Origin of the sequence: Sphingopyxis sp. A083 (genome assembly GCF_001468495.1) — a bacterium.
GTDB lineage: Bacteria > Pseudomonadota > Alphaproteobacteria > Sphingomonadales > Sphingomonadaceae > Sphingopyxis > Sphingopyxis terrae.
This window is the reverse complement of record NZ_LNSK01000001.1, coordinates 294,611-313,808: the sequence shown is the minus strand read 5'-3', so window position 1 is coordinate 313,808 and position 19,198 is coordinate 294,611. Positions and strand designations below refer to the sequence as shown.

22 protein-coding genes are annotated in these 19,198 nt (G+C 65.9%); 14 read left to right on the top strand and 8 right to left on the bottom strand.

Annotated elements, in window-relative coordinates:
• Window positions 1-25: 25 nt before the first annotated feature.
• Genes ATE59_RS01575 through ATE59_RS01560 form a run of 4 tightly spaced genes read right to left on the bottom strand, consistent with a single transcriptional unit; the run spans window position 26 to window position 2,020 of the window.
• Window positions 26-694, bottom strand: coding sequence for a glutathione S-transferase family protein (locus ATE59_RS01575; protein ID WP_058810997.1), 669 nt, complete (start codon window positions 692-694; stop codon window positions 26-28).
• A gap of 4 nt (window positions 695-698) precedes the next feature.
• Window positions 699-917, bottom strand: a complete 219-nt coding sequence (locus tag ATE59_RS01570; RefSeq protein WP_058810996.1) for a DUF4287 domain-containing protein — start codon at window positions 915-917, stop codon at window positions 699-701.
• Complete coding sequence (locus tag ATE59_RS01565) at window positions 914-1,345, bottom strand: VOC family protein (RefSeq protein WP_058810995.1); 432 nt, start codon at window positions 1,343-1,345, stop codon at window positions 914-916. The genes ATE59_RS01570 and ATE59_RS01565 overlap by 4 nt, the downstream gene beginning before the upstream one ends.
• 33 nt (window positions 1,346-1,378) lie before the next feature.
• The gene (locus ATE59_RS01560) at window positions 1,379-2,020 is read right to left on the bottom strand and encodes a TetR/AcrR family transcriptional regulator (protein WP_058810994.1); all 642 of its coding nucleotides are present in this window, start codon (window positions 2,018-2,020) and stop codon (window positions 1,379-1,381) included.
• Window positions 2,021-2,170: 150 nt separating this feature from the next.
• Between ATE59_RS01560 and ATE59_RS01555 the strand changes: the two genes are divergently transcribed.
• Window positions 2,171-3,679 carry a YifB family Mg chelatase-like AAA ATPase gene (locus ATE59_RS01555; protein ID WP_058810993.1) on the top strand — a complete coding sequence of 503 codons (1,509 nt, stop codon included), beginning with the start codon at window positions 2,171-2,173 and terminating at the stop codon, window positions 3,677-3,679.
• 2 nt (window positions 3,680-3,681) lie between these two features.
• Here the strand turns inward: ATE59_RS01555 and ATE59_RS01550 are convergent, their stop codons facing one another.
• Window positions 3,682-4,044 carry a response regulator gene (locus tag ATE59_RS01550; RefSeq protein WP_003046733.1) on the bottom strand — a complete coding sequence of 121 codons (363 nt, stop codon included), beginning with the start codon at window positions 4,042-4,044 and terminating at the stop codon, window positions 3,682-3,684.
• A gap of 89 nt (window positions 4,045-4,133) precedes the next feature.
• Here ATE59_RS01550 and ATE59_RS01545 point away from each other — a divergent pair, with 89 nt between their 5' ends.
• From ATE59_RS01545 to ATE59_RS01530, 4 genes are read left to right on the top strand one after another with little or no spacing between them, the layout of a single operon-like run.
• The gene (locus ATE59_RS01545; RefSeq protein WP_082657255.1) at window positions 4,134-4,406 is read left to right on the top strand and encodes a DUF3572 family protein; all 273 of its coding nucleotides are present in this window, start codon (window positions 4,134-4,136) and stop codon (window positions 4,404-4,406) included.
• The gene (locus ATE59_RS01540) at window positions 4,403-5,044 is read left to right on the top strand and encodes a hypothetical protein (protein ID WP_058810991.1); all 642 of its coding nucleotides are present in this window, start codon (window positions 4,403-4,405) and stop codon (window positions 5,042-5,044) included. Before ATE59_RS01545 ends, ATE59_RS01540 begins: the two co-directional genes overlap by 4 nt.
• Before the next feature lie 28 nt (window positions 5,045-5,072).
• On the top strand, window positions 5,073-5,537 hold the full coding sequence (locus ATE59_RS01535) for a RidA family protein (RefSeq protein ID WP_003046743.1): 465 nt from the start codon (window positions 5,073-5,075) through the stop codon (window positions 5,535-5,537).
• Window positions 5,538-5,544: 7 nt separating this feature from the next.
• Window positions 5,545-6,693 (top strand): GNAT family N-acetyltransferase, encoded by a 1,149-nt coding sequence (locus ATE59_RS01530; RefSeq protein WP_058810990.1) that lies wholly within the window; start codon window positions 5,545-5,547, stop codon window positions 6,691-6,693.
• A gap of 4 nt (window positions 6,694-6,697) precedes the next feature.
• Here the strand turns inward: ATE59_RS01530 and ATE59_RS01525 are convergent, their stop codons facing one another.
• Together ATE59_RS01525 and panC are read right to left on the bottom strand one after the other, a co-directional pair.
• A complete protein-coding gene (locus ATE59_RS01525; RefSeq protein WP_058810989.1) occupies window positions 6,698-7,012 on the bottom strand; it encodes a sel1 repeat family protein in 315 nt (104 codons plus the stop codon).
• A gap of 142 nt (window positions 7,013-7,154) precedes the next feature.
• Window positions 7,155-7,994 carry a pantoate--beta-alanine ligase gene (gene panC, locus ATE59_RS01520; RefSeq protein ID WP_058810988.1) on the bottom strand — a complete coding sequence of 280 codons (840 nt, stop codon included), beginning with the start codon at window positions 7,992-7,994 and terminating at the stop codon, window positions 7,155-7,157.
• 84 nt (window positions 7,995-8,078) lie between these two features.
• Here panC and ATE59_RS01515 point away from each other — a divergent pair, with 84 nt between their 5' ends.
• From ATE59_RS01515 to ATE59_RS01490, 6 genes are all read left to right on the top strand, one after another.
• A complete protein-coding gene (locus ATE59_RS01515; RefSeq protein ID WP_003046756.1) occupies window positions 8,079-8,888 on the top strand; it encodes a division plane positioning ATPase MipZ in 810 nt (269 codons plus the stop codon).
• Between the two features lie 26 nt (window positions 8,889-8,914).
• Complete coding sequence (pgmG, locus tag ATE59_RS01510; RefSeq protein WP_058810987.1) at window positions 8,915-10,309, top strand: phosphoglucomutase/phosphomannomutase PgmG; 1,395 nt, start codon at window positions 8,915-8,917, stop codon at window positions 10,307-10,309.
• Window positions 10,310-10,536: 227 nt separating this feature from the next.
• Entirely contained in the window at window positions 10,537-11,349 is an 813-nt protein-coding gene (gene lptB / locus ATE59_RS01505) for an LPS export ABC transporter ATP-binding protein (protein ID WP_003046761.1), read from the top strand.
• A gap of 14 nt (window positions 11,350-11,363) precedes the next feature.
• Window positions 11,364-12,818, top strand: coding sequence for an RNA polymerase factor sigma-54 (rpoN, locus tag ATE59_RS01500; protein ID WP_058810986.1), 1,455 nt, complete (start codon window positions 11,364-11,366; stop codon window positions 12,816-12,818).
• 192 nt (window positions 12,819-13,010) lie between these two features.
• Window positions 13,011-13,136 carry a type B 50S ribosomal protein L36 gene (gene ykgO, locus ATE59_RS01495; protein ID WP_003046794.1) on the top strand — a complete coding sequence of 42 codons (126 nt, stop codon included), beginning with the start codon at window positions 13,011-13,013 and terminating at the stop codon, window positions 13,134-13,136.
• Between the two features lie 94 nt (window positions 13,137-13,230).
• Entirely contained in the window at window positions 13,231-13,839 is a 609-nt protein-coding gene (locus ATE59_RS01490; RefSeq protein ID WP_058810985.1) for an HAD family hydrolase, read from the top strand.
• 88 nt (window positions 13,840-13,927) lie between these two features.
• Here the strand turns inward: ATE59_RS01490 and ATE59_RS01485 are convergent, their stop codons facing one another.
• Window positions 13,928-16,084 (bottom strand): S9 family peptidase, encoded by a 2,157-nt coding sequence (locus tag ATE59_RS01485; RefSeq protein ID WP_231737144.1) that lies wholly within the window; start codon window positions 16,082-16,084, stop codon window positions 13,928-13,930.
• A 70-nt stretch (window positions 16,085-16,154) separates the two neighbouring features.
• Between ATE59_RS01485 and ATE59_RS01480 the strand changes: the two genes are divergently transcribed.
• The 3 genes from ATE59_RS01480 (at window position 16,155) to ATE59_RS01470 (ending at window position 19,196) form a co-directional block, all read left to right on the top strand.
• A complete protein-coding gene (locus ATE59_RS01480) occupies window positions 16,155-17,981 on the top strand; it encodes an aminopeptidase P family protein (RefSeq protein WP_058810984.1) in 1,827 nt (608 codons plus the stop codon).
• 10 nt (window positions 17,982-17,991) lie between these two features.
• Window positions 17,992-18,453: an acyl-CoA thioesterase gene (locus tag ATE59_RS01475; protein WP_058810983.1), complete on the top strand. Its 462-nt coding sequence runs from the start codon at window positions 17,992-17,994 to the stop codon at window positions 18,451-18,453.
• Between the two features lie 275 nt (window positions 18,454-18,728).
• Window positions 18,729-19,196 (top strand): hypothetical protein, encoded by a 468-nt coding sequence (locus tag ATE59_RS01470; RefSeq protein ID WP_231737143.1) that lies wholly within the window; start codon window positions 18,729-18,731, stop codon window positions 19,194-19,196.
• The last annotated feature ends 2 nt before the right edge of the window (window positions 19,197-19,198 follow it).

The window sequence follows — 19,198 nt, the reverse complement described above, 5'->3', positions numbered from 1 at the left end:
CATTTTTCTTTCCAGGGGTATCAGGTCATGCGGCGCTCGGCTCCTCGGTGAAGGCGGCGAGCTGTGCGGCGAGCGCACGGCCGAAGGCGGGGCGGTCGAGGCAGCGCGCGAGATAGGTTTCGAGCCGCGGATGTTCGGCAACGACGCCCGCCTCTATCCCTTCGCGCAGCACCGTCGCCATCGCGATATCGGCGACGCTGAAGTCGTCCGCGAGATACGGCCGGTCGCCCAGCGCCTCCGCAAGCTTGCCGAGCCGGGTGCGAAGGAATTCGAGGAGGCCGGGACGGCGCAGCCGCGCCCATTCCTCGCCCGCCGCGAAAATCTCTATGTTCGACAGTTCGAACATCAGCGGTTCGACGCTGTTGTAGGCGGCGAAGAGCCAGCTCGTCACCGTGGCACGCCCTTGCGGGTCGCGCGGCAGCAGCGCGGCGTCCTGTTCGGCGAGATGGAGCAGGATCGCGCCGCTTTCGAACAGGCGGACATTGCCGTCGCGCAGCACCGGCACCTGCCCCCACGGCTGGTCGCGATAATGATCGGCCGGCCGGTTGACCGCGCTGATCAGCCGCTCGGCATAATCGACGCCCATTTCCTCGCACGCCCAGCGCGGACGCAGGTCGCGGACGAAGCCCTGCGCGAAATCGGGAACCCAGTCGAAAGCGGTGATTTCGATCGCCGCATCGGATTTGACGCCCATGGCCCTACTCCCTTTTGCCCTTGATGAACGCGACGATCGACATGGCGTGGCCATGGCCGAGGTCGAAATCCTGCTTCAGCCAATCGACCACCGCGCCGGCCTTGACGCCCGCGGCAAGCCCGCCCGCGTCGGCGAGGCCGCGCTCGACGGCCATCGTGCGCAGCGCCTCCGCCGACTTGCCGGTCTTGGCCTCGACATTGTCGAGATAGGCCTGGAAACTCATTGCGAGACCTCGGGCACCGCCGCCTCGCCGTTCGCGACGGCGGGGTCCATCCAGAAGGGACCCCAGACATGGCCATCGGGGTCGAGGAGGTCGCGGCCGTACATGAAGCCATGATCCTGCACCGGGTTGATGTCGGCGGTGCCGCCGTGCGCCGCGGCGGCGGCGATCATCGCGTCAACCGCCGCGCGGTCCTCCATCGCGAGCGCGAGCGACACCTCGCTGGCGCTGGTCGGCGGGATCGGGCGATCGGTGAAGCTCTGCCACTTTTCGTGCGTCAGCAGCATCACGAAGATGCTGTCGGACCAGACCATCGCCGCCGCAGTCTCGTCGGTGAAGCGCGGTTCGTTGGTGAAGCCGAGCGCTTCATAGAAGGCCATGGATTTCGCGAGGTCGCGAACCGGCAGGTTGACGAAGATCATCTTGGACATGGGTGGCACTCCTCTTCCTGGGGGGATTTTTCGTCAGGTCCGCCCGAACAGCATGCGGACATAACGCGTCAGATGCGCGACACTTTCCCGGGCAATCGCCGGGTCGTTGGTGGTTTTGGCCAGAACGAAGCCGCCCTGCAGCACCGACTGGATATGCCGCGCGAGATCGAGCGCGCTCATCCCCGCAGGCGCGCCATAGGCCTGCATCGCGGCTTCGATGTCGGGGGCGAGAGCCTCGCAATAGGCGGCGATGCTCGCCTCGCACGCCAACCGGATCGGCTCGCTGGTCGCATAGGCATCCTGCACCATCGTCCCGACGAAGCAGGTGAAGCCGTCGACGGGGCCGTGCAGCAGCGAGAAACGGAAATCGATATGGCCGAGCAGTCGGTCGAGCGGGTCCTCCAGCTTCGTGTGCGGCAGCATGTCGAACATCGGCCGCGCGCGTTCGGTCCAGGCCTCGGCCGCGGCGACCGCCAGCGCCTCCTTCGATTCGAAATGATGGAAAAAGGCGCCCTTGGTCACGCCCGCGGCGGCGCAGATCTGGTCGACCGTGGTCGCGGCATAGCCCTGACGCCGCACCTCCTGATGTGCGGCGGCGATCAGCTTGTCGCGCGCACTGCCGCGCGGTGCGCGAGGGGCCGGAAGCGGGTCGGACGATGAGTGAGTCGCGGTCATGAATGCTTACATACCAACTGGTCGGTATGTTGTAAAGAGGTACGGGGGACGCATCCAGGATGGCGCCGAAAGGACTCGACCTTTCCGGCACTTGGCTTATGACGGAACGCAGAACAAAGCAGGCACAATCTGCGCCACTATGGGGGCAAAATGGTCGCGATCGTTTCTACCGTCGCCTATCTCGGGCTCGAAGCGCGGGGCGTCGAGGTGCAGTGCCAGATCGCACCGGGCGTGCCCGCCTTCGCGGTCGTCGGCCTGCCCGACAAGGCGGTCGCCGAGAGCCGCGAACGCGTGCGCGCCGCGCTGTCGGCGATCGGCCTCGCGCTGCCGCCCAAGCGGATCACCGTCAATCTGTCGCCCGCCGATCTGCCCAAGGAAGGGTCGCATTACGATCTGCCGATCGCGCTGGCGCTGCTCGGCGCGATGGGCGTCGTCGATGCCGAGACGCTGGGCGCCTATGTCGTCGTCGGCGAGCTGGGACTCGACGGACGGGTCGCCGCCTCACCCGGCGTGCTGCTCGCCGCGCTGCACGCGGGCAGCGTCGAGCGCGGGCTGGTCTGCCCCGCGGCGCAAGGCCCCGAAGCGGCATGGGCGGGCAATGTCGAGGTGCTGGCGGCGACCGACCTGCTCGCGCTGCTCAACCATTTTCGCGGCACCGCGACGCTTCCCCCACCCGTTCCGGGCGAGGTCGAGCCGCCGCGGCGCACCGCCGATCTGGCGCAGGTCAAGGGACAGGAAACCGCCAAGCGAGCGCTCGAAATCGCGGCCGCCGGGGGGCATAATCTGCTGATGAGCGGACCGCCGGGCGCCGGCAAATCGCTGATGGCGGCGTGCCTGCCCGGCATCCTGCCCGACCTGACCCCCGCCGAAGCGCTCGAAGTGTCGATGATCGCCTCGGTCGCGGGCGGGCTCGAAAGCGGGCGGCTGGTGCGTGCGCGGCCCTTCCGCGCCCCGCATCATTCGGCGTCGATGCCCGCGCTGGTCGGCGGCGGCCTGCGCGTGCGCCCGGGCGAAGTCAGCCTGGCGCATCTGGGGGTGCTGTTTCTCGACGAACTGCCCGAATTCCAGCGCGGCGTGCTCGACAGCCTGCGCCAGCCGCTCGAAACCGGCGAGGTCAGCGTTGCGCGCGCCAATGCCCATGTCACCTTTCCGGCGCGCGTACAGCTTGTCGCGGCGATGAACCCGTGCCGCTGCGGCCATCTCGGCGACCCGGCGCTCGCCTGCAGCCGCGCCCCGCGCTGCGCCGCCGATTATCAGGCCAAGCTGTCGGGACCGCTGCTCGACCGGATCGACCTGCATGTCGAGGTCGAGGCGGTGAGCGCCGCCGACCTGACGTTGCCGCCGCCCGCCGAGGGCAGCGCCGAAGTCGCGGCGCGCGTCGCCGCGGCGCGCGCGGTCCAGACCACCCGCTATGCCGCACACAAGGTGCGCACCAATGCCGAGATCGACGGCGAGTTGCTGGAAGCGGTCGCGACCCCCGACAAACCGGGGCGGCAATTGCTGGCGCAGGCGGCCGAGGCGATGCGGCTGTCGGCGCGCGGCTATACCCGCATGCTGCGCGTCGCGCGGACGATCGCCGATCTTGCCGGCGCTGATTCGATCGGCCGCGTCCATATTGCCGAAGCGCTGAGCTACCGTCGGCAGGCGCCGCGGAATTAGGGTCAGGCGAAAGCGCCGACGCTTTCGATGAACTTGATGACCGAGATCGGTTTCGAGACATAGGCCTCGGCGCCCGCGGCGCGAATCTGTTCCTCGTCGCCCTTCCCGGCATAGGCGGTGACGGCCATGATCGGCACTGCGCGCAGCGTCAGGTCGGCCTTCATCTGGCCGATCAATTCGAGCCCGCTGACGTGCGGCAGCTGGATGTCCATGATGATGAGGTCGGGCGCGATTTCGCGCGCCTTGGCAAGCGCATCGCGGCCGTCGCGCACCGGATGCGCGCTATAGCCATGGGCGTTGAGCAGGTCGCAGAACAGGCGCAGATTAAGCTCGTTATCCTCGACGACCAGAACGGTCTTTCCCATGATGTTGAAGCTTTCCCCGCTTGCGTCCGCGGCCGGTTTAGGCGAATCGGCGGCGCGACACAATTGCTTCGCAGGGAAGGATTTTCGGCGTGAATGACGGCGACGCGGCGCTGGCGCTGCACGCGCTCGGCTGGATTCTGGCCGACGAGCCGCGGGCCGAACGGCTGCTCGGCATGACCGGCCTGTCACCCGAAGGTCTGCGCGCCTCGCTCGGCGATCGCGCGACGCTGGCGGCGATCCTCGGCTTTCTTGCAGCGTACGAACCCGACCTTGTCGCCTGCGCAGAAGCACTCGATATAGACGCCGAAGCCTTGGCCGCTGCCGCGCGCCGCCTCGAAGGACTGGAAGGACCAATGCCATGACCCGCCCGCTCGTCATCACCGATTGCGACGAGGTGCTGATGCACATGGTCGTCCCCTTTGCGCAGTGGGTCGACGAGGAACATGGCGTGATCTTTCGGATGGAGGACACGAGTTTCGCCGGCGCGCTGAAGCGCAAGGAATGCGGCACGCCGCTGGAAGCGGCCGAGGTCTGGCCGCTGCTCGACGGCTTTTTCCGCACCGAAATGCCGCGCCAATATCCGATTCCCGGCGCGCTTTCCGCGATGGCCGAAATCGCCCGCCATGCCGACATCGTCGTGCTGACCAATGTCGGCCCTGACCATCAGGCGGCGCGCATGGCGCAGCTTGCGGCCCTTGGCTTCGACGCACCGGTGATCGGCAGCCGCGGCGGCAAGGGCGAGCCGGTGCGCGCGCTGATCGAGGAGCGCCGGCCGCCGGTCGCGGTGTTCATCGACGACCTTGCGAACCATCATCATTCGGTCGCGATCGAGGCGCCCGACGTGTGGCGCCTGCACATGGTCGGCGAGCCCGCGATCGCGGACAAGATACCCGCCGCGCGCCATGCCCATGCCCGCATAGACGACTGGGCAGCGGCGCAGGACTGGATTTTGGCGCGGCTTGCCGAAAAGGCTCCGGCCCCGGCGCCGCAGGCCGTATAATCCCCCAATCGAGACAGAAGGAATCACCATGGATATTGCCGCCAAGCTCGCCGACCTCGGCCTCGAGCTTCCCAAACCCGCCGCGCCGGTTGCCGCCTATGTCCCGGTCGTCGAGGCGGGCGGGCTGCTGCATATCAGCGGCCAGCTTCCCTTCCGCGACGGGCAGGTCGTGACCGGACGGCTGGGCGCCGACACCGACGAGGCAAGCGGCTATGACGCCGCGCGGCGCTGTGCGCTGATGCTCGTCGCCCAGATCGGCAAGGCGCTGGACGGCGATTGGTCGCGGGTCGAAAAGATCGTCAAGCTCGGCGTGTTCGTGAACAGCGATCCCGCCTTCACGCAGCAGCCCAAGGTCGCGAACGGCGCTTCCGAGCTGATGGAATCGCTGTTCGGCGAAGCGGGTCGCCACGCGCGCAGCGCCGTCGGCGTGTCGGTCCTGCCGCTCGGCGCGGCGGTCGAAGTCGACGCGATCGTCGCGGTGAAGCCCGCGTAAGCCCATCGTGGCCGAGGCAGACCCGCCCGCCCGCACCCTGTCGCTCGGCACCGGCGTCGCCGCGGTCGAGGCGGCGGCGTGGGACGCGCTGGCAGGCGGCGGCAATCCCTTCGTCGGCCATGCCTTTCTGGCGCTGCTCGAAGAATCGGGGAGCGTCGGGCCGGGGACCGGATGGCAGCCCGCGCCCTTGCTGGTCGAGGACGGCGCGGGCCGACTCGTCGCCGCGGCGCCCGCCTATCTGAAGACGCACAGTCAGGGCGAATATGTCTTCGACCATATGTGGGCCGACGCATGGGAGCGCGCCGGGGGCGCTTATTATCCTAAGCTTCAGATCGCGGTGCCCTTCACCCCGGTGCCCGGACCGCGGCTGCTCGCGGCCGAGATCGACGATGCGACGCTGCTGCTGCGCGCGGCCGAGGCAGTGGTCCGGCAGAACGACCTGTCGTCGGCGCATGCGACCTTTGTTGCGCCCGAACAGATGCCGCTGTTCGAGGCGGCGGGCTGGCTGCTCCGCCGCGACATCCAGTTCCATTTCGCCAATCGCGGCTATCGCGATTTCGACGATTTCCTCGCCACGCTGACCTCGGCAAAGCGCAAGCAGCTTCGCAAGGAACGCGCGCGCGCAGCCCAGGGTCTGCGAATCGAGGATGTCAGCGGCGACGCGATCCGCCCCGAACATTGGGACGCGATGTGGGCCTTTTATCAGGACACCGGCGCGCGCAAATGGGGGCATCCCTATCTGACCCGCGCGGCGTTCGACATGATCGGTGCGCGCATGGCCGACAGGGTGTTGCTGAGCATCGCGTGGCAGGACGGGCGGCCGGTGGCGGGCGCGATGCACCTGATCGGCGCCGACACGCTTTATGGCCGCTATTGGGGATGCCTGATCGACATTCCCTATCTGCATTTCGAGCTATGCTATTACCGCGCCATCGACCTTGCGATCGCGCGCGGTCTCGCGCGGGTCGAGGCCGGCGCACAGGGCGGGCACAAGCTGGCCCGCGGCTATGCCCCCGTTGCGACCTGGTCGGCGCATTTCATCGCCGATCCGGGATTCCGCCGCGCGGTCGCGGACTTTCTGGAACGCGAACGGGCGGCCGAGGAATCCGAAATGCAATGGCTGGAAGGACAGATGCCGTTCCGACGGAGCGGCTGAGGAATCAGGCGGCGTAGCGACGCGCCGCCGGGCGGCGGGCGGTTTCGTCGAGCCATGCGCGCGCCTGACGCTGCGCCTCCGCGATCTCGTCGCGGCTCATTTCGGCCGAGACGTCGGCGCGGCACTGCTGGCCTTCGATATTGCCGCCGAGCGCCGAAAGATTGAACCATTTATGCGCCTGGATCAGATCGACCTCGACACCGCCGGTGCCGGTCGAGAAGGCCACGCCAAGGTCGAAATAGGCACTGGCATCACCGCGCGCCGCATCGAGCAGCCGGCTTTCGATCAGATACTGGGCAGACTTCAGACTGTTAGCCATGATAACCCCCTGTCGTCTCCACCCCACATGGAGACTTCGGGGTCAAACCTTGCGGCTTATGGTCAACAAAGCGTTAACGGCGCGGTGATTTTTTTGGGGATAAGCGGCGCGAACGCTGTAAATCCGCCAATTTTTCGTTTGATCAATCGACCGCATAATTGTCGATCAGGCGCGTTTTGCCCATCCGCGCCGCCGCCAGAAGACGTGCCGGCGCGCGGAATATCGTCAATCTTTCGAGGCTGTCGGCGTCGGCGAGCGCGACATAATCGACGCTGTCGAACCCGCCCGTGATGATTGCCGCCTCGGCATCGGCGAGCGTTTCGGCGACATCGGCGCCGCCCGCGATTGCCGCCACCGCGGCCTTGAGCGCGTCCGGAAAAGCCGCCGCGGCGGCGCGCTGTTCGGGCGACAGATAGGCGTTGCGCGACGACAGCGCGAGCCCGTCGCCATCGCGTGCGATCGGCGCGCCCAATATATCGAGCGCGAAATCGAGGTCGCGCGCCATGCGGCGGATGATCGCCAGCTGCTGCCAATCCTTTTCGCCGAAGATGGCGACGTCGGGGCGCACCTGGTTGAACAATTTGGCGACGACGGTTGCGACGCCGTCGAAATGCCCCGGCCGCGCCGCGCCGCAATAGTCGGCGCCGAGTTCGGCCACCTCGATATGCGTGGCATGGCCACCCGGATACATGGTCGCGACATCGGGCGCCCAGAGCAGCGCCACGCCTTCCTCGACCAGCAGCGCGGCGTCGCGCGCCTCGTCGCGCGGATAGGCGGCATAATCCTCGTTCGGGCCGAACTGGGTCGGGTTGACGAAGATCGACACCACGACATGGTCGGCAACGCGGCGGCCCATGCGGACGAGCGACAGATGCCCGGCGTGCAGCGCCCCCATCGTCGGCACCAGCGCGACGCTCTTGCCGCCCTGCTTCAGCGCCGCGACCGCGCGGTGGAGCGTGGCGATGTCACGGATGATTTGCACGCTTGCCCTGCCTCCGATATTGGCGGCGCCAATACGCCCTTCATGCGGCCGCCATGCCGCGCCAACAGGAAAATCGCAACGGTCATGACGAAAGCCCCCCCGCACCGGATCATCTTCGCCAATGAAAAGGGCGGCACGGGCAAATCGACCTGCGCGGTGCATTTCGCGGTCGCGCTGGCGAGCCAGGGCTGGCGCGTCGCGGGGATCGACCTCGACCCGCGCCAGCGCACCTTTCACCGCTATCTCGAAAACCGCACCAACACCGCCAAGCGCCGCGGGATCGACCTGCCGATGCCACAGTTCGAGGTGTTCGAAGGCTCGACCGTCGAGGAACTCGACGAACAGGTTGCGCGGCTGGCCGACGGGGTCGATTATTTCGTCGCCGACACGCCCGGCCGCGACGATGTGTTCGCCCGCCACCTTGCGACCACCGCCGATACGCTCGTCACCCCGATCAACGACAGCTTCATCGATTTCGACCTCATCGGTCAGGTCGACCCCGAAACCTTTCAGGTCACCCGCCCCAGCTTCTATTCCGAACTGATCTGGGACACGCGCAAGGCGCGGGCGAAAAGCGACGGGCGGACGATCGACTGGATCATCCTGCGCAACCGTCTGCAGCATGTCGACGCGCACAATATGCGCCGCGTTGGCGAAGCGCTGAACCAATTGTCGCGGCGCGTCGGCTTTCGCGTCATTCCGGGGCTGGGCGAGCGCGTGATCTATCGCGAGTTGTTCCCGGCCGGCCTCACCCTGCTCGACAAGGCGCATCTCGGCGGCATGGGGATCGGCCATGTCGTCGCGCGGCAGGAATTGCGCGAGGCGATGGCGGGGCTGAACCTGCCGCAGCGCGAACGGCTCCACCCCGACGGCGACCTGTTCGCCGTCGCCTGACCCCTCCATCCTCCCGAGAGGCATCCATGACCCATCAATTCCACCCGACCATGCTGCGCGAATATGACATTCGCGGGGTGGTCGGCGACACGCTGTCCGATGCGGACGCCCATGCCATCGGGCGCAGCTTCGCGACGCTGATCGCACGTGCCGGCGGCAAGCGGGTGGCGGTCGGTTACGACGGGCGGCTGTCGTCGCCGATGCTCGCCGACGCACTGATCGCCGGGATCAACGCCGCGGGTATCGACGCGCTCAATGTCGGGCTGGGGCCGACGCCGATGCTCTATTATGCCGCATCAACCGAAGATGTGGACGGCGGCATACAGATAACCGGCAGCCACAACCCCCCCGACTATAATGGCTTCAAGATGGTGTTTCAGGGCCGCCCCTTCTTCGGCGCCGATATCCAGCGGATCGGCGAAATGGCCGCCGCGGGCGACTGGGAAGCCGTCAACCCGGGAGGAGAAGGCACGGCGCAGAGCATCGATATCGTCGATGCCTATGTCGACCGGCTGGTCCAAGGGTTCGCCGGCGGCGCCTTCCGCATCGGCTGGGATGCGGGCAACGGCGCCGCGGGCACGGTGATCGAAAAGCTCACCGCGCGCCTGCCCGGCGAACATCATCTCCTCTACACCGATATCGACGGCCATTTTCCGAACCACCATCCCGATCCCACCGAGGAAAAGAACCTCGCCGACCTGAAGGCGCTCGTCGCGGCGAAGAAACTCGACTTCGGCGTCGCATTCGACGGAGATGGCGACCGCATCGGCGCGATCGACGGCGAAGGCCGGGTGATCTGGGGCGACCAGATGCTGCAGATCTATGCCGCTGCAGTGCTGAAGGAACGGCCGGGGGCGACGGTGATCGCCGATGTGAAGGCCAGCCAGGCGCTGTTCGACCGGGTCGCCGAACTCGGCGGCAAGCCGCTGATGTGGAAGACCGGACACAGCCTGATCAAGGCGAAGATGAAGGAAACCGGCAGCCCGCTGGCGGGCGAGATGAGCGGGCATATCTTCTTCGCCGACCATTATTACGGCTATGACGACGCGCCCTACGCGGCGGTCCGGCTGATCGAGGCGGCGACCAAGCTCGGCAAGAGCGTCACCCAATTGCGCGGCGAAATGCCCGCGATGGTCAACACCCCCGAACTGCGCTTCCAGGTCGACGAGGTGCGCAAATTCGCCATTGTGGACGAGGTTCTGGCGCGGCTGACCGCGGCGGGCGCAACGGTCGACCGCACCGACGGCGCGCGCGTGCTGACCGACGACGGCTGGTGGCTGCTGCGCGCATCGAACACGCAGGACGTTCTCGTCGCCCGCGCCGAGGCGAAGGACGAAGCGGCGCTCGCGCGGCTGATGGCGGCGATCGACGATCAGCTTGCGGCGTCGGGAGTCGTGCGCGGGCCGCAGGCGGCGCATTGATTATGACGCGTGTCCCCGCGAAGGCGGGGACCCATCTCCCGCCAGTGCCAGTTTGAGCCGGTCGGAGATGGGCACCCGTCTTCGCGGGTGCACACGGCCTCTTGATCGCCCCGATAGCCTCTCCATTTATCCCTGCAAAAATCTTGCCAGATTGACCTCCGCCGCGTCGCTAGGGTAACGCGCGCATGGGGGCAGCGACAGGAACCCAGAACGGAACCGAAGATCCTATGACCGACCAATCCACCGCCGGCACGCTTTCCGACACCGATCACGGCGTCGCCGAGCATACCGCGCACGTCCAGCAGGACGCGGCGGCGGGCAACGGGCTGGCGGTCATTTCGATCGCCAAAAGCTATGACAAGCGCACCGTCCTGTCGGACGTGTCGCTGTCGGTCGCCAAGGGCGAGGTCGTCGGCCTGCTCGGTCCCAATGGCGCGGGCAAGACGACCTGCTTCTATTCGATCATGGGGCTGGTCAAACCCGACGCCGGACGCATCATGCTCGACGGCGCCGACATCACCGCGCTGCCCATGTATCGCCGCGCGATCCTGGGCCTTGGCTATCTGCCGCAGGAAACCTCGATCTTTCGCGGCATGACGGTCGAACAGAATATCGCCGCGGTGCTCGAACTCGCCGAACCCGACAAGATCGCGCGCCAGCAGCGGCTCGACGAGCTGCTCGACGAATTCGGCCTGACCCGGCTGCGCAGCGCGGCGGCGATGGCGCTGTCGGGCGGCGAGCGGCGACGCGCGGAAATCGCGCGCGCGCTCGCGGCGAACCCGTCGATCATGCTGCTCGACGAACCCTTCGCCGGCATCGACCCCATTTCGATCAGCGATATCCGCGACCTTGTCGCCGACCTCAAGACACGCGGCATCGGCGTGCTGATCACCGACCATAATGTGCGCGAGACGCTGGACCTCGTCGACCGCGCCTGCATCATCTACGACGGCAAGGTGCTGCTTGCCGGATCGCCCGCCGAGCTGGTGGCCGACCCAGAGGTCCGCCGCCTGTATCTTGGCGAGGGCTTTTCGCTTTGATGCGGTAGTCGCCGATGGCGTTGGGTCCACGCCTCGATTTACGCCAGTCGCAATCGCTGGTGATGACGCCGCAGCTGCAGCAGGCGATCAAGCTGCTCGCGCTGTCGAACCTCGAACTCGAAGCCTATCTGGCCGAGGCGCTCGAAGGCAATCCGCTGCTCGATGCGACGCCGGGCGACCGCGAACCCGGCGATGACGAGGGGGGCGACGAAGCGCCGCCGTCCGACGGCCCGCCCGCCGACACCGACCTGGCGCTGTCGTCCGAAGCGGGCACCGCCGACGATCTCGACGTCGATTTTGCCGAGGAACGGTTCCACCACGATAGCGCGAGCGATTCGGTGGGGCTGTCGGGCGATAGTGAGGGCATCGATTTCGACAGCTTCGCGGGCGACGACGGCACGCTTTACGACCATCTGCTCGCCCAGGTCGGCGAACAATTTTCAGGCATCGAGGCGATGGTCGCCGAACAGATCGTCGCGCTGATCGACGAGGCGGGCTATCTGCGCGCCGATCTGGCCGAGCTGGCGCAGCGGCTCGGCGTGCCGCTCGCGCTGGTCGAGGCCGTGCTCGCGGGCGTCCAGAGCTTCGACCCTTCAGGCGTCGGCGGCCGCGACCTCGCCGAATGTATCGCGATCCAGGCGCGCGAGGCCGACCGCTACGATCCCGCCATGGCGACGATGATCGCGCATCTCGACCTCGTCGCAAAGGGCGCTTTCCCGCAGCTCAAGCGTATCTGCGGCGTCGATGACGAGGATCTGGCCGACATGATCCGCGAGCTGCGCGCCTACGACCCCAAGCCCGGCCTGCGCTTCGGCGGCACCGCGACGCAGGCTGTGGTGCCCGACCTTTATGTCCGCCAGACGGCGAAGGGCTGGGCGGTCGAGGTGAACAGCGGCACGCTTCCGCGGCTGCTCGTCAATCGCCGCTATTACACCGAACTGGCAAAGGACGCCGCGGCCAAGAGCAAGGCGTGGCTGTCCGAACAGCTCGCGGGGGCCAACTGGCTGGTGCGCGCGCTCGACCAGCGCCAGCGCACGATCGTCAAGGTCGCGAGCGAGATCGTGAAGCAGCAAGAGGGCTTTTTCCTCCACGGCGTCGCGCATATGCGCCCGCTGACGCTGCGGCAGGTGGCTGAGGCGATCGGGATGCACGAATCGACCGTCAGCCGCGTCACCAGCAACAAATATCTGTCGTGCGCGCGCGGCCTGTTCGAACTCAAATATTTCTTCTCGTCGGGGATTTCGGCGACAGAGGGCGACGGCGCGGTGTCGGCCGAAGCGGTAAAGAGCCGGATCAAGGCGATGATCGAGGCCGAAGATCCCAAGGCGATCCTGTCCGACGAGACGATCGCGCAGAAGCTGTCGGCCGAAGGCCACAACATCGCGCGGCGCACCGTGGTCAAATATCGCGAGGCAATGGGCTATGGCTCGTCGGTGCAAAGGCGACGGCAGAAGGCGCTGGCGGGATAAAACTGTCGTCACCCCGGACCCTTCGACAAGCTCAGGACAGACTTGATCCGGGGTCCACGACCTCGGCGCGGCAATGGATTCCGGATCAAGTCCGGAATGACGAAATAAGGGTGGGACCCGGTTGACTTTTCACCCGCTTCCCCATAGTTGCGCCGCTTCGCGTAACAACGCCAAGATTTACGGAACAGACCAATGAAGATTCGCAACAGCCTGAAGTCGCTGAAGGACCGCCACCGGGATAACCGCGTTATCCGTCGTCGTGGCCGCACCTATGTGATCAACAAGACCAACCGCCGCTTCAAGGCGCGCCAAGGCTAAACGCCTTGCCGGGACCGCGTGTCCCCGCGCATTTGCGAGTAAGCGTAACGCCGTCGGATGCTTCCGGCGGCGCTTTCGCGTGTCCGGAGCAGCCATGATTCGTCAGAGCGTCATTTTCGATGTCGGCCGCGTCCTGTTCGACTGGGACCTGCGCTATCTGTTCGCCAAGCTGATCGACGATGCGGGCGAGCTCGAATGGTTCGTGACCAACGTCGTCACGCCGCAGTGGCATTTCCAGCACGACGCGGGGCGGCCGCTCGCCGACATGCTGCCCGAGCTGAAGGCCGAATATCCGGCGCATGCGCCCCTGATCGACGCCTATGCGTCGCGCTTCAACGAGACGATTCCGGGGCCGATGCCCGGCAGCCTCGAACTGGTCGAGCGGCTCGACGACGCGGGGGTGCCGCTGTTTGCGATCACCAATTTCGGACATGAATTCTGGGAGGGCTTCCGCCCGACCCAGCCGGTGTTCGACCGCTTCCGCGACATTATCGTATCGGGCACCGAGAAGCTGATGAAACCCGACCCCGCCATCTACGCCCTTGCGATCGAGCGATTCGGCATCGATCCCGCCGGCGCCATCTTCATCGACGACGTCGCGCACAATATTGCGGGCGCCGAATCGGTCGGGATCGCGGGGCACCGGTTCGTCGATGCGGCGACGCTGGAGCGCGAGTTGGTGGCGCGGGGCTATCTGGCATAACCATTCGTCATCCCCGCGAAGGCGGGGATCGAGCTTTCAACGGCGCGAGCTGGATCCCCGCCTTCGCGGGGATGACGAATAGGGGTTCCTACTTCTCCACCCCCAACTGCGTCAGCACGAAGGCATATTCCTCGGCATCTTCGTGGAGCGCGCCCCAGCGGCCCGATTTGCCGCCGTGGCCCGCGCCCATGTTGGTGCGCAGCAGCAGCGTCGCGTCGTTCGTCCGCGTCGCGCGGAGCTTCGCGACCCATTTGGCGGGTTCCCAATAGGTCACGCGCGGGTCGTTGAGCCCCGCCGACACCAGCATCGGCGGATAGGCCTTTGCGGTGACATTGTCGTAGGGGCTGTAGCTCAACATATAGTCGAACGCGGCCTTGTCGGTGATCGGGTTGCCCCATTCGGGCCATTCGCCGGGGGTCAGCGGCAGCGTTTCGTCGACCATCGTGTTGATGACGTCGACGAAGGGCACGCCCGCGAGCACCGCGCCCCACAGCTCGGGCGCCTCGTTATAAATCACGCCCATCACCTGCCCGCCCGCCGAGCGGCCCTCGACCGAAATCTTGCCGGCGCTGGTGTAGTTTTTGGCGATCAGCCCGCGCGCGACGTCGATGAAGTCGTTGAACGTGTTCTTGCGCTCGGTCGTCTTGCCTGCGAGGTACCAGCCCCGGCCCAGATCGTCGCCGCCCCGGACATGCGCGATCGCATAGATCATGCCGCGATCGACGAGGCTGAGCCGCGTGGTCGAAAAGCCTGGCGGGACGCGATAGCCGTACGACCCATAGGCATAGAGATGCATCGGCGCGCTGCCGTCGAGCTTGGTGCCCTTTTTGTAGACGAGCGAGGCGGGGATCAGTGTCTTGCCGTCGCGGCTCGGAAGATTAACCCTTTCGGTTACATATTGCGTGGCATCGTAACCCGAAGGGATTTCCTGCACCTTCAGCGTTTCGAGCGTTCCGCTCGCCAGATCATAATCATAGACCGTGTCAGGGGTGACCATCGATTCATAATCGAGCCGGAGCTTGTCCTGATGATATTCGGGATTGTCGCCGAGGCCCGCGACATAAGTCGCCTCGGGAAATTTGATCCGGCCGGGGGTCAGCGGCGCGTCATAGCGGCGGATATCGACCTGATCGAGCCCGTCCTCGCGCGCTTCGATGACGAAATAGTCGCGGAATATCGACAGACCGGTGATGTAGCTATGGTCCGATCCGGGGATCAGCGTGGTCCACTTGCCCGGATCCTTCACGCTCGCGGTGGCGATGCGGAAGTTGGGATGCTCGTCATTGGTGTGGATATAGAGCGTGCCGTCGCGCTCATCGACGCTGTACTCGCGGCCCTTCTGGCGCGCCGAGACGAGCTGCATCGGCGCTTCCGGGTTATCGGCGGGGAGAAGATAGACCTCGCTCGTCTCGTTATCGCCCGTCGCGATCACGATATAATTGTCGGCGGCGGTCTTGCCGATCCCGACCCCGAAACCGATGTCGGGTTCCTTGTAGAGCAGCTTGTCGTCGGCAACATTCGTCCCGAGCTTGTGCAGCCGGACATTGTCGGTGCGCCAATTCTCGTTCGCGAGGCCATAGAGGATCGCGTCGTTCCCCGACGTCCAGACGAGCGAGGACAGCGTTCCGGGGATAACGTCGGGCAGTTGTTCGCCCGTTTCCAGATTGCGCACGCGCGCCTCGAAGCGTTCGGAGCCATTGTCGTCGAACGAATAGGCCATCAGCCTGCCGTCGGGGCTGATCGACAGTTCGGCGAGGCGGAAATATTCCTTGCCCTCCGCCATCGCGACCTCGTCGAGGATCAGCTGGGTCTCGCCCGCGCCGGACGCGGGCTTGCGGTACCATTTCTTATATTCGGCGCCCTCTTCATATTCGACCCAATAGAGCCAGTCGCCGTCCTTCTGGGGCACCGACGAATCGGCTTCCTTGATCCGCCCCTTCATCTCCTGGAACAACGTCTCGACCAGCTGGGCGTGCGGTTTCATCGCCGCATCGAAATAGGCGTTTTCCGCCTTCACATAATCGAGGATGTCCGCGTCATCGATCACCGGATAGCTCTGGTCGCGGAGCCAGAAATAGGGATCGGACAGCGTCTTGCCGTGCAGCGTGACTTGGTGCGGCCGCTTGTCGGCGACCGGAGCGGCGGGGCTGGTGGTCAATATCGTCTCTTTCTCTTCGGCGAACGCGCTGCCGGGCGCGACAAGCGGGGTGGTAATTGCGGCCAGAAACATCCAAATAGCGCGCATCAAGAAAACCCCCGCAGCGTCGCCCCGATCGGGCAGGAATTGGCTGCGATGTAGGAACAAGGAACAGCGCATGTCCACCCCCGACCATGCAGATCGCCTCGCCCGCCTGCGCGCCGAACTCGCGCGCCGCGGCCTCGACGGCTTTGTCGTGCCGATCAGCGACGAGCATATGAGCGAATATGTCGGCGCCTATGCGCAGCGCATGGCGTGGCTGACCGGCTTCGGCGGATCGGCCGGAACCGCCGCGGTGCTGCCGGCGAAGGCGGCGGTGTTCATCGACGGCCGCTATACGGTGCAGGTGCGCGACCAGGTCGACGGATCGCTTTACGACTATATCGGGGTGCCGCAGTCGAGCGTCGCCGAATGGCTGGGCGCCAATGTCAGCGCCGGGCAGAAGATCGGCTATGATCCGTGGCTGCACGGCATCGACTGGGCGCGCGGCCTGGCGGCGGCGCTGACCGCGAAGAGCGCCAGCCTGATTGCGGTCGACACCAACCCCATCGACGCGGTGTGGGACGACCAGCCCGCGCCGAGCGCCGCGCCGATCGCGGTCTATGATACCGAGCAGGCGGGGCAGTCGGCGGCCGACAAACGCGGCGTGATCGCCGACTGGCTGAAGGCGCAGGGGCTCGACACCACGGTGATGACCGCGCTCGATTCGATCGCCTGGACCTTCAACATCCGCGGTGAAGACGTCAGCCACACGCCCGTCGGGCTTGCCTTTGCGTTGCTCCATGACGACGCCACCGCCGACCTGTTCGTTGCGCCCGAAAAGATCACCGAAGCGGTGCGCGCGCATCTGGGCAACAGCGTGCGCATCCACGACCGCACCGCCTTCGAGCCTGCGCTCGCCGCACTGGCGGGCAAGCGTGTCGCGGTCGATCCCGACCGCGCGGTTGCGGCGATCTTCACCGCGCTTGAAGGCGCGGGCGCAAAGATCGAGCGCCACCGCGACCCGGCGGTGCTGCCCAAGGCGATCAAGAACAGCGCCGAGCTTGCCGGCACCCGCGCCGCGCACGTCCGCGACGGCGTCGCGGTCGCGCGCTTCCTCAAATGGATGGAAGAGGTCGCGCCGCAGGGCGGGCTCGACGAACTCGGCGCGGCGGCGAAATTGCGCGCCTTTCGCGACGAAAGCGGCGTTCTGAAGGATTTGTCCTTCGATACCATCTCGGCCGCCGGTCCCAACGGCGCGCTGCCGCATTACAAGGTCGATGAAACGACCAATCGCGCGATCGAGACGGGCACGCTCTATCTCGTCGATTCGGGCGGGCAATATGCCGACGGCACGACCGACATCACGCGCACCATCGCGATCGGCGAACCCAGCGCCGAAATGCGCCGCCGCTTCACGCAGGTGCTGAAAGGGCATATCGCGCTCGCAACCGCGCGCTTTCCCAAGGGAACGCGTGGCAGCCAGCTCGACATTCTCGCGCGGCAATATCTGTGGGCCGACGGAGTCGATTATGCGCATGGCACCGGCCATGGCGTCGGCGCCTATCTGGCGGTCCACGAAGGGCCGCAGCGCATCGCCAAGCCCGCCGGCGGCCAGGCGGGAACCGAGGAGCCGCTGCATGCGGGCATGATCCTGTCGAACGAGCCCGGCTATTACAAGGCCGGCCATTTCGGCATCCGCATCGAGAATCTGGTGGTGGTCGAACCCGTCCGGATCGAGGGGGCCGAGGAGGATATGCTGGGCTTTGAAACGATCACCTTCGCGCCGATCGCGCGCAACCTGATCGTCGGGGCGATGCTGTCGCCCGCCGAAGCCGACTGGCTCGACACTTATCATGCCGAGGTGGTGGAGAAGCTGTCGCCCGGGATGGTCGCGGCCGACCGCGAATGGCTGGCCGCCGCCTGCGCGCCGATCGATCGCGGCGTCGCCGCGCTCGCGGCCTGAGGAGCGCGGCATGGATCAGGCCAACTGGGCTGTCCCGCGCGACGATTTTCGCGTCCAGCAGGATGTGCGCGTCCGCTTCAACGAGATCGACGGCCAGAATATCGTCTTCAGCGGCAATTATCTGATTTACGCCGACATCGGGGTGACCGAATATTTTCGCGCGCTGGGCGAAGGACAGCCGGGGCCCTATTTTCACCAATATGGTACAGATATCCGCGAAGTGCATAGCGAAATCGACTATCACGCACCGGCGCGGCTCGACGAGTTGATCACCATCGCGGCGCGCGTCAGCCACTTCGGGCGGACGAGTTTCACGCTGCACTGTGCGATATTCCGCGGCGCCGAACGGCTGACCGATATCGAGATCAGCTACGCGCATCTCGACCTAGACACGGGCAAGCAGACCGCGCTTCCGGGCAGCTTTATCGCCGAAGTCCGGCGATTCGAAACCCGCTTGCCCATTCAGGATTAAGGTAGGCGATTCGCGCCAAACGCCGCCGATTCGCGTTTCTCCACCAAAAAGGTCGAAAAAAAGGGCCGCCCGAGGGCGACCCTTGAAAGTTTTTGGGAGAGGATGCCTAAAAGGCAAGTGTGATATTGCACTGCACAATTGATTGTGCAACTGCGAAATAAGCATCCGACATTGCAAAAATTGCAATCATTGGCATCGATAGCATGCAAAGCGTGCAATCCCTTCCGCGCGCGCACCCCCTCGCAAATGGGCGCGACATCGCCTAGATTGGCGCCATGTCTATGCTCAAAAATTGGGATGTCGGCGGCGGCCTGTCGGATTTCTGGGCCTATATCCGCGAACCGCGCCCGCACCGCTGGACGGTGTGGGGCCTCGCGATCGCGCTGCCGCTGCTGATCTTCTACGGCTTTTCCAAATATCTTGTGCCCTATGAAAGGCCCAAGCCGCAGATCATCTATTTCGAAAACTGGAAGGCCGACCGCAGCGAAGCGGAGATACGCGCCGACTGGGTGGCGCGCGCCAAGGAAACGACGCGCGCCAACGCCAAGCGCCGCGCCGAATTCCAGCGGCTCGCCGACATGATGGGGGTCGAATATGACGCGAGCGAAGCCGAGAAGGTGACGCGCGAGACGCTGGGCAAGGAAGCCGACGCCATCGAAAAGAAGCCCGAGCCGCCGAAGCGCTCGACGCTCGCCGAGCGGGCAGCGCGCGGCGCGGCGGCGGCGCCCGCGACTCAGCCCTGACC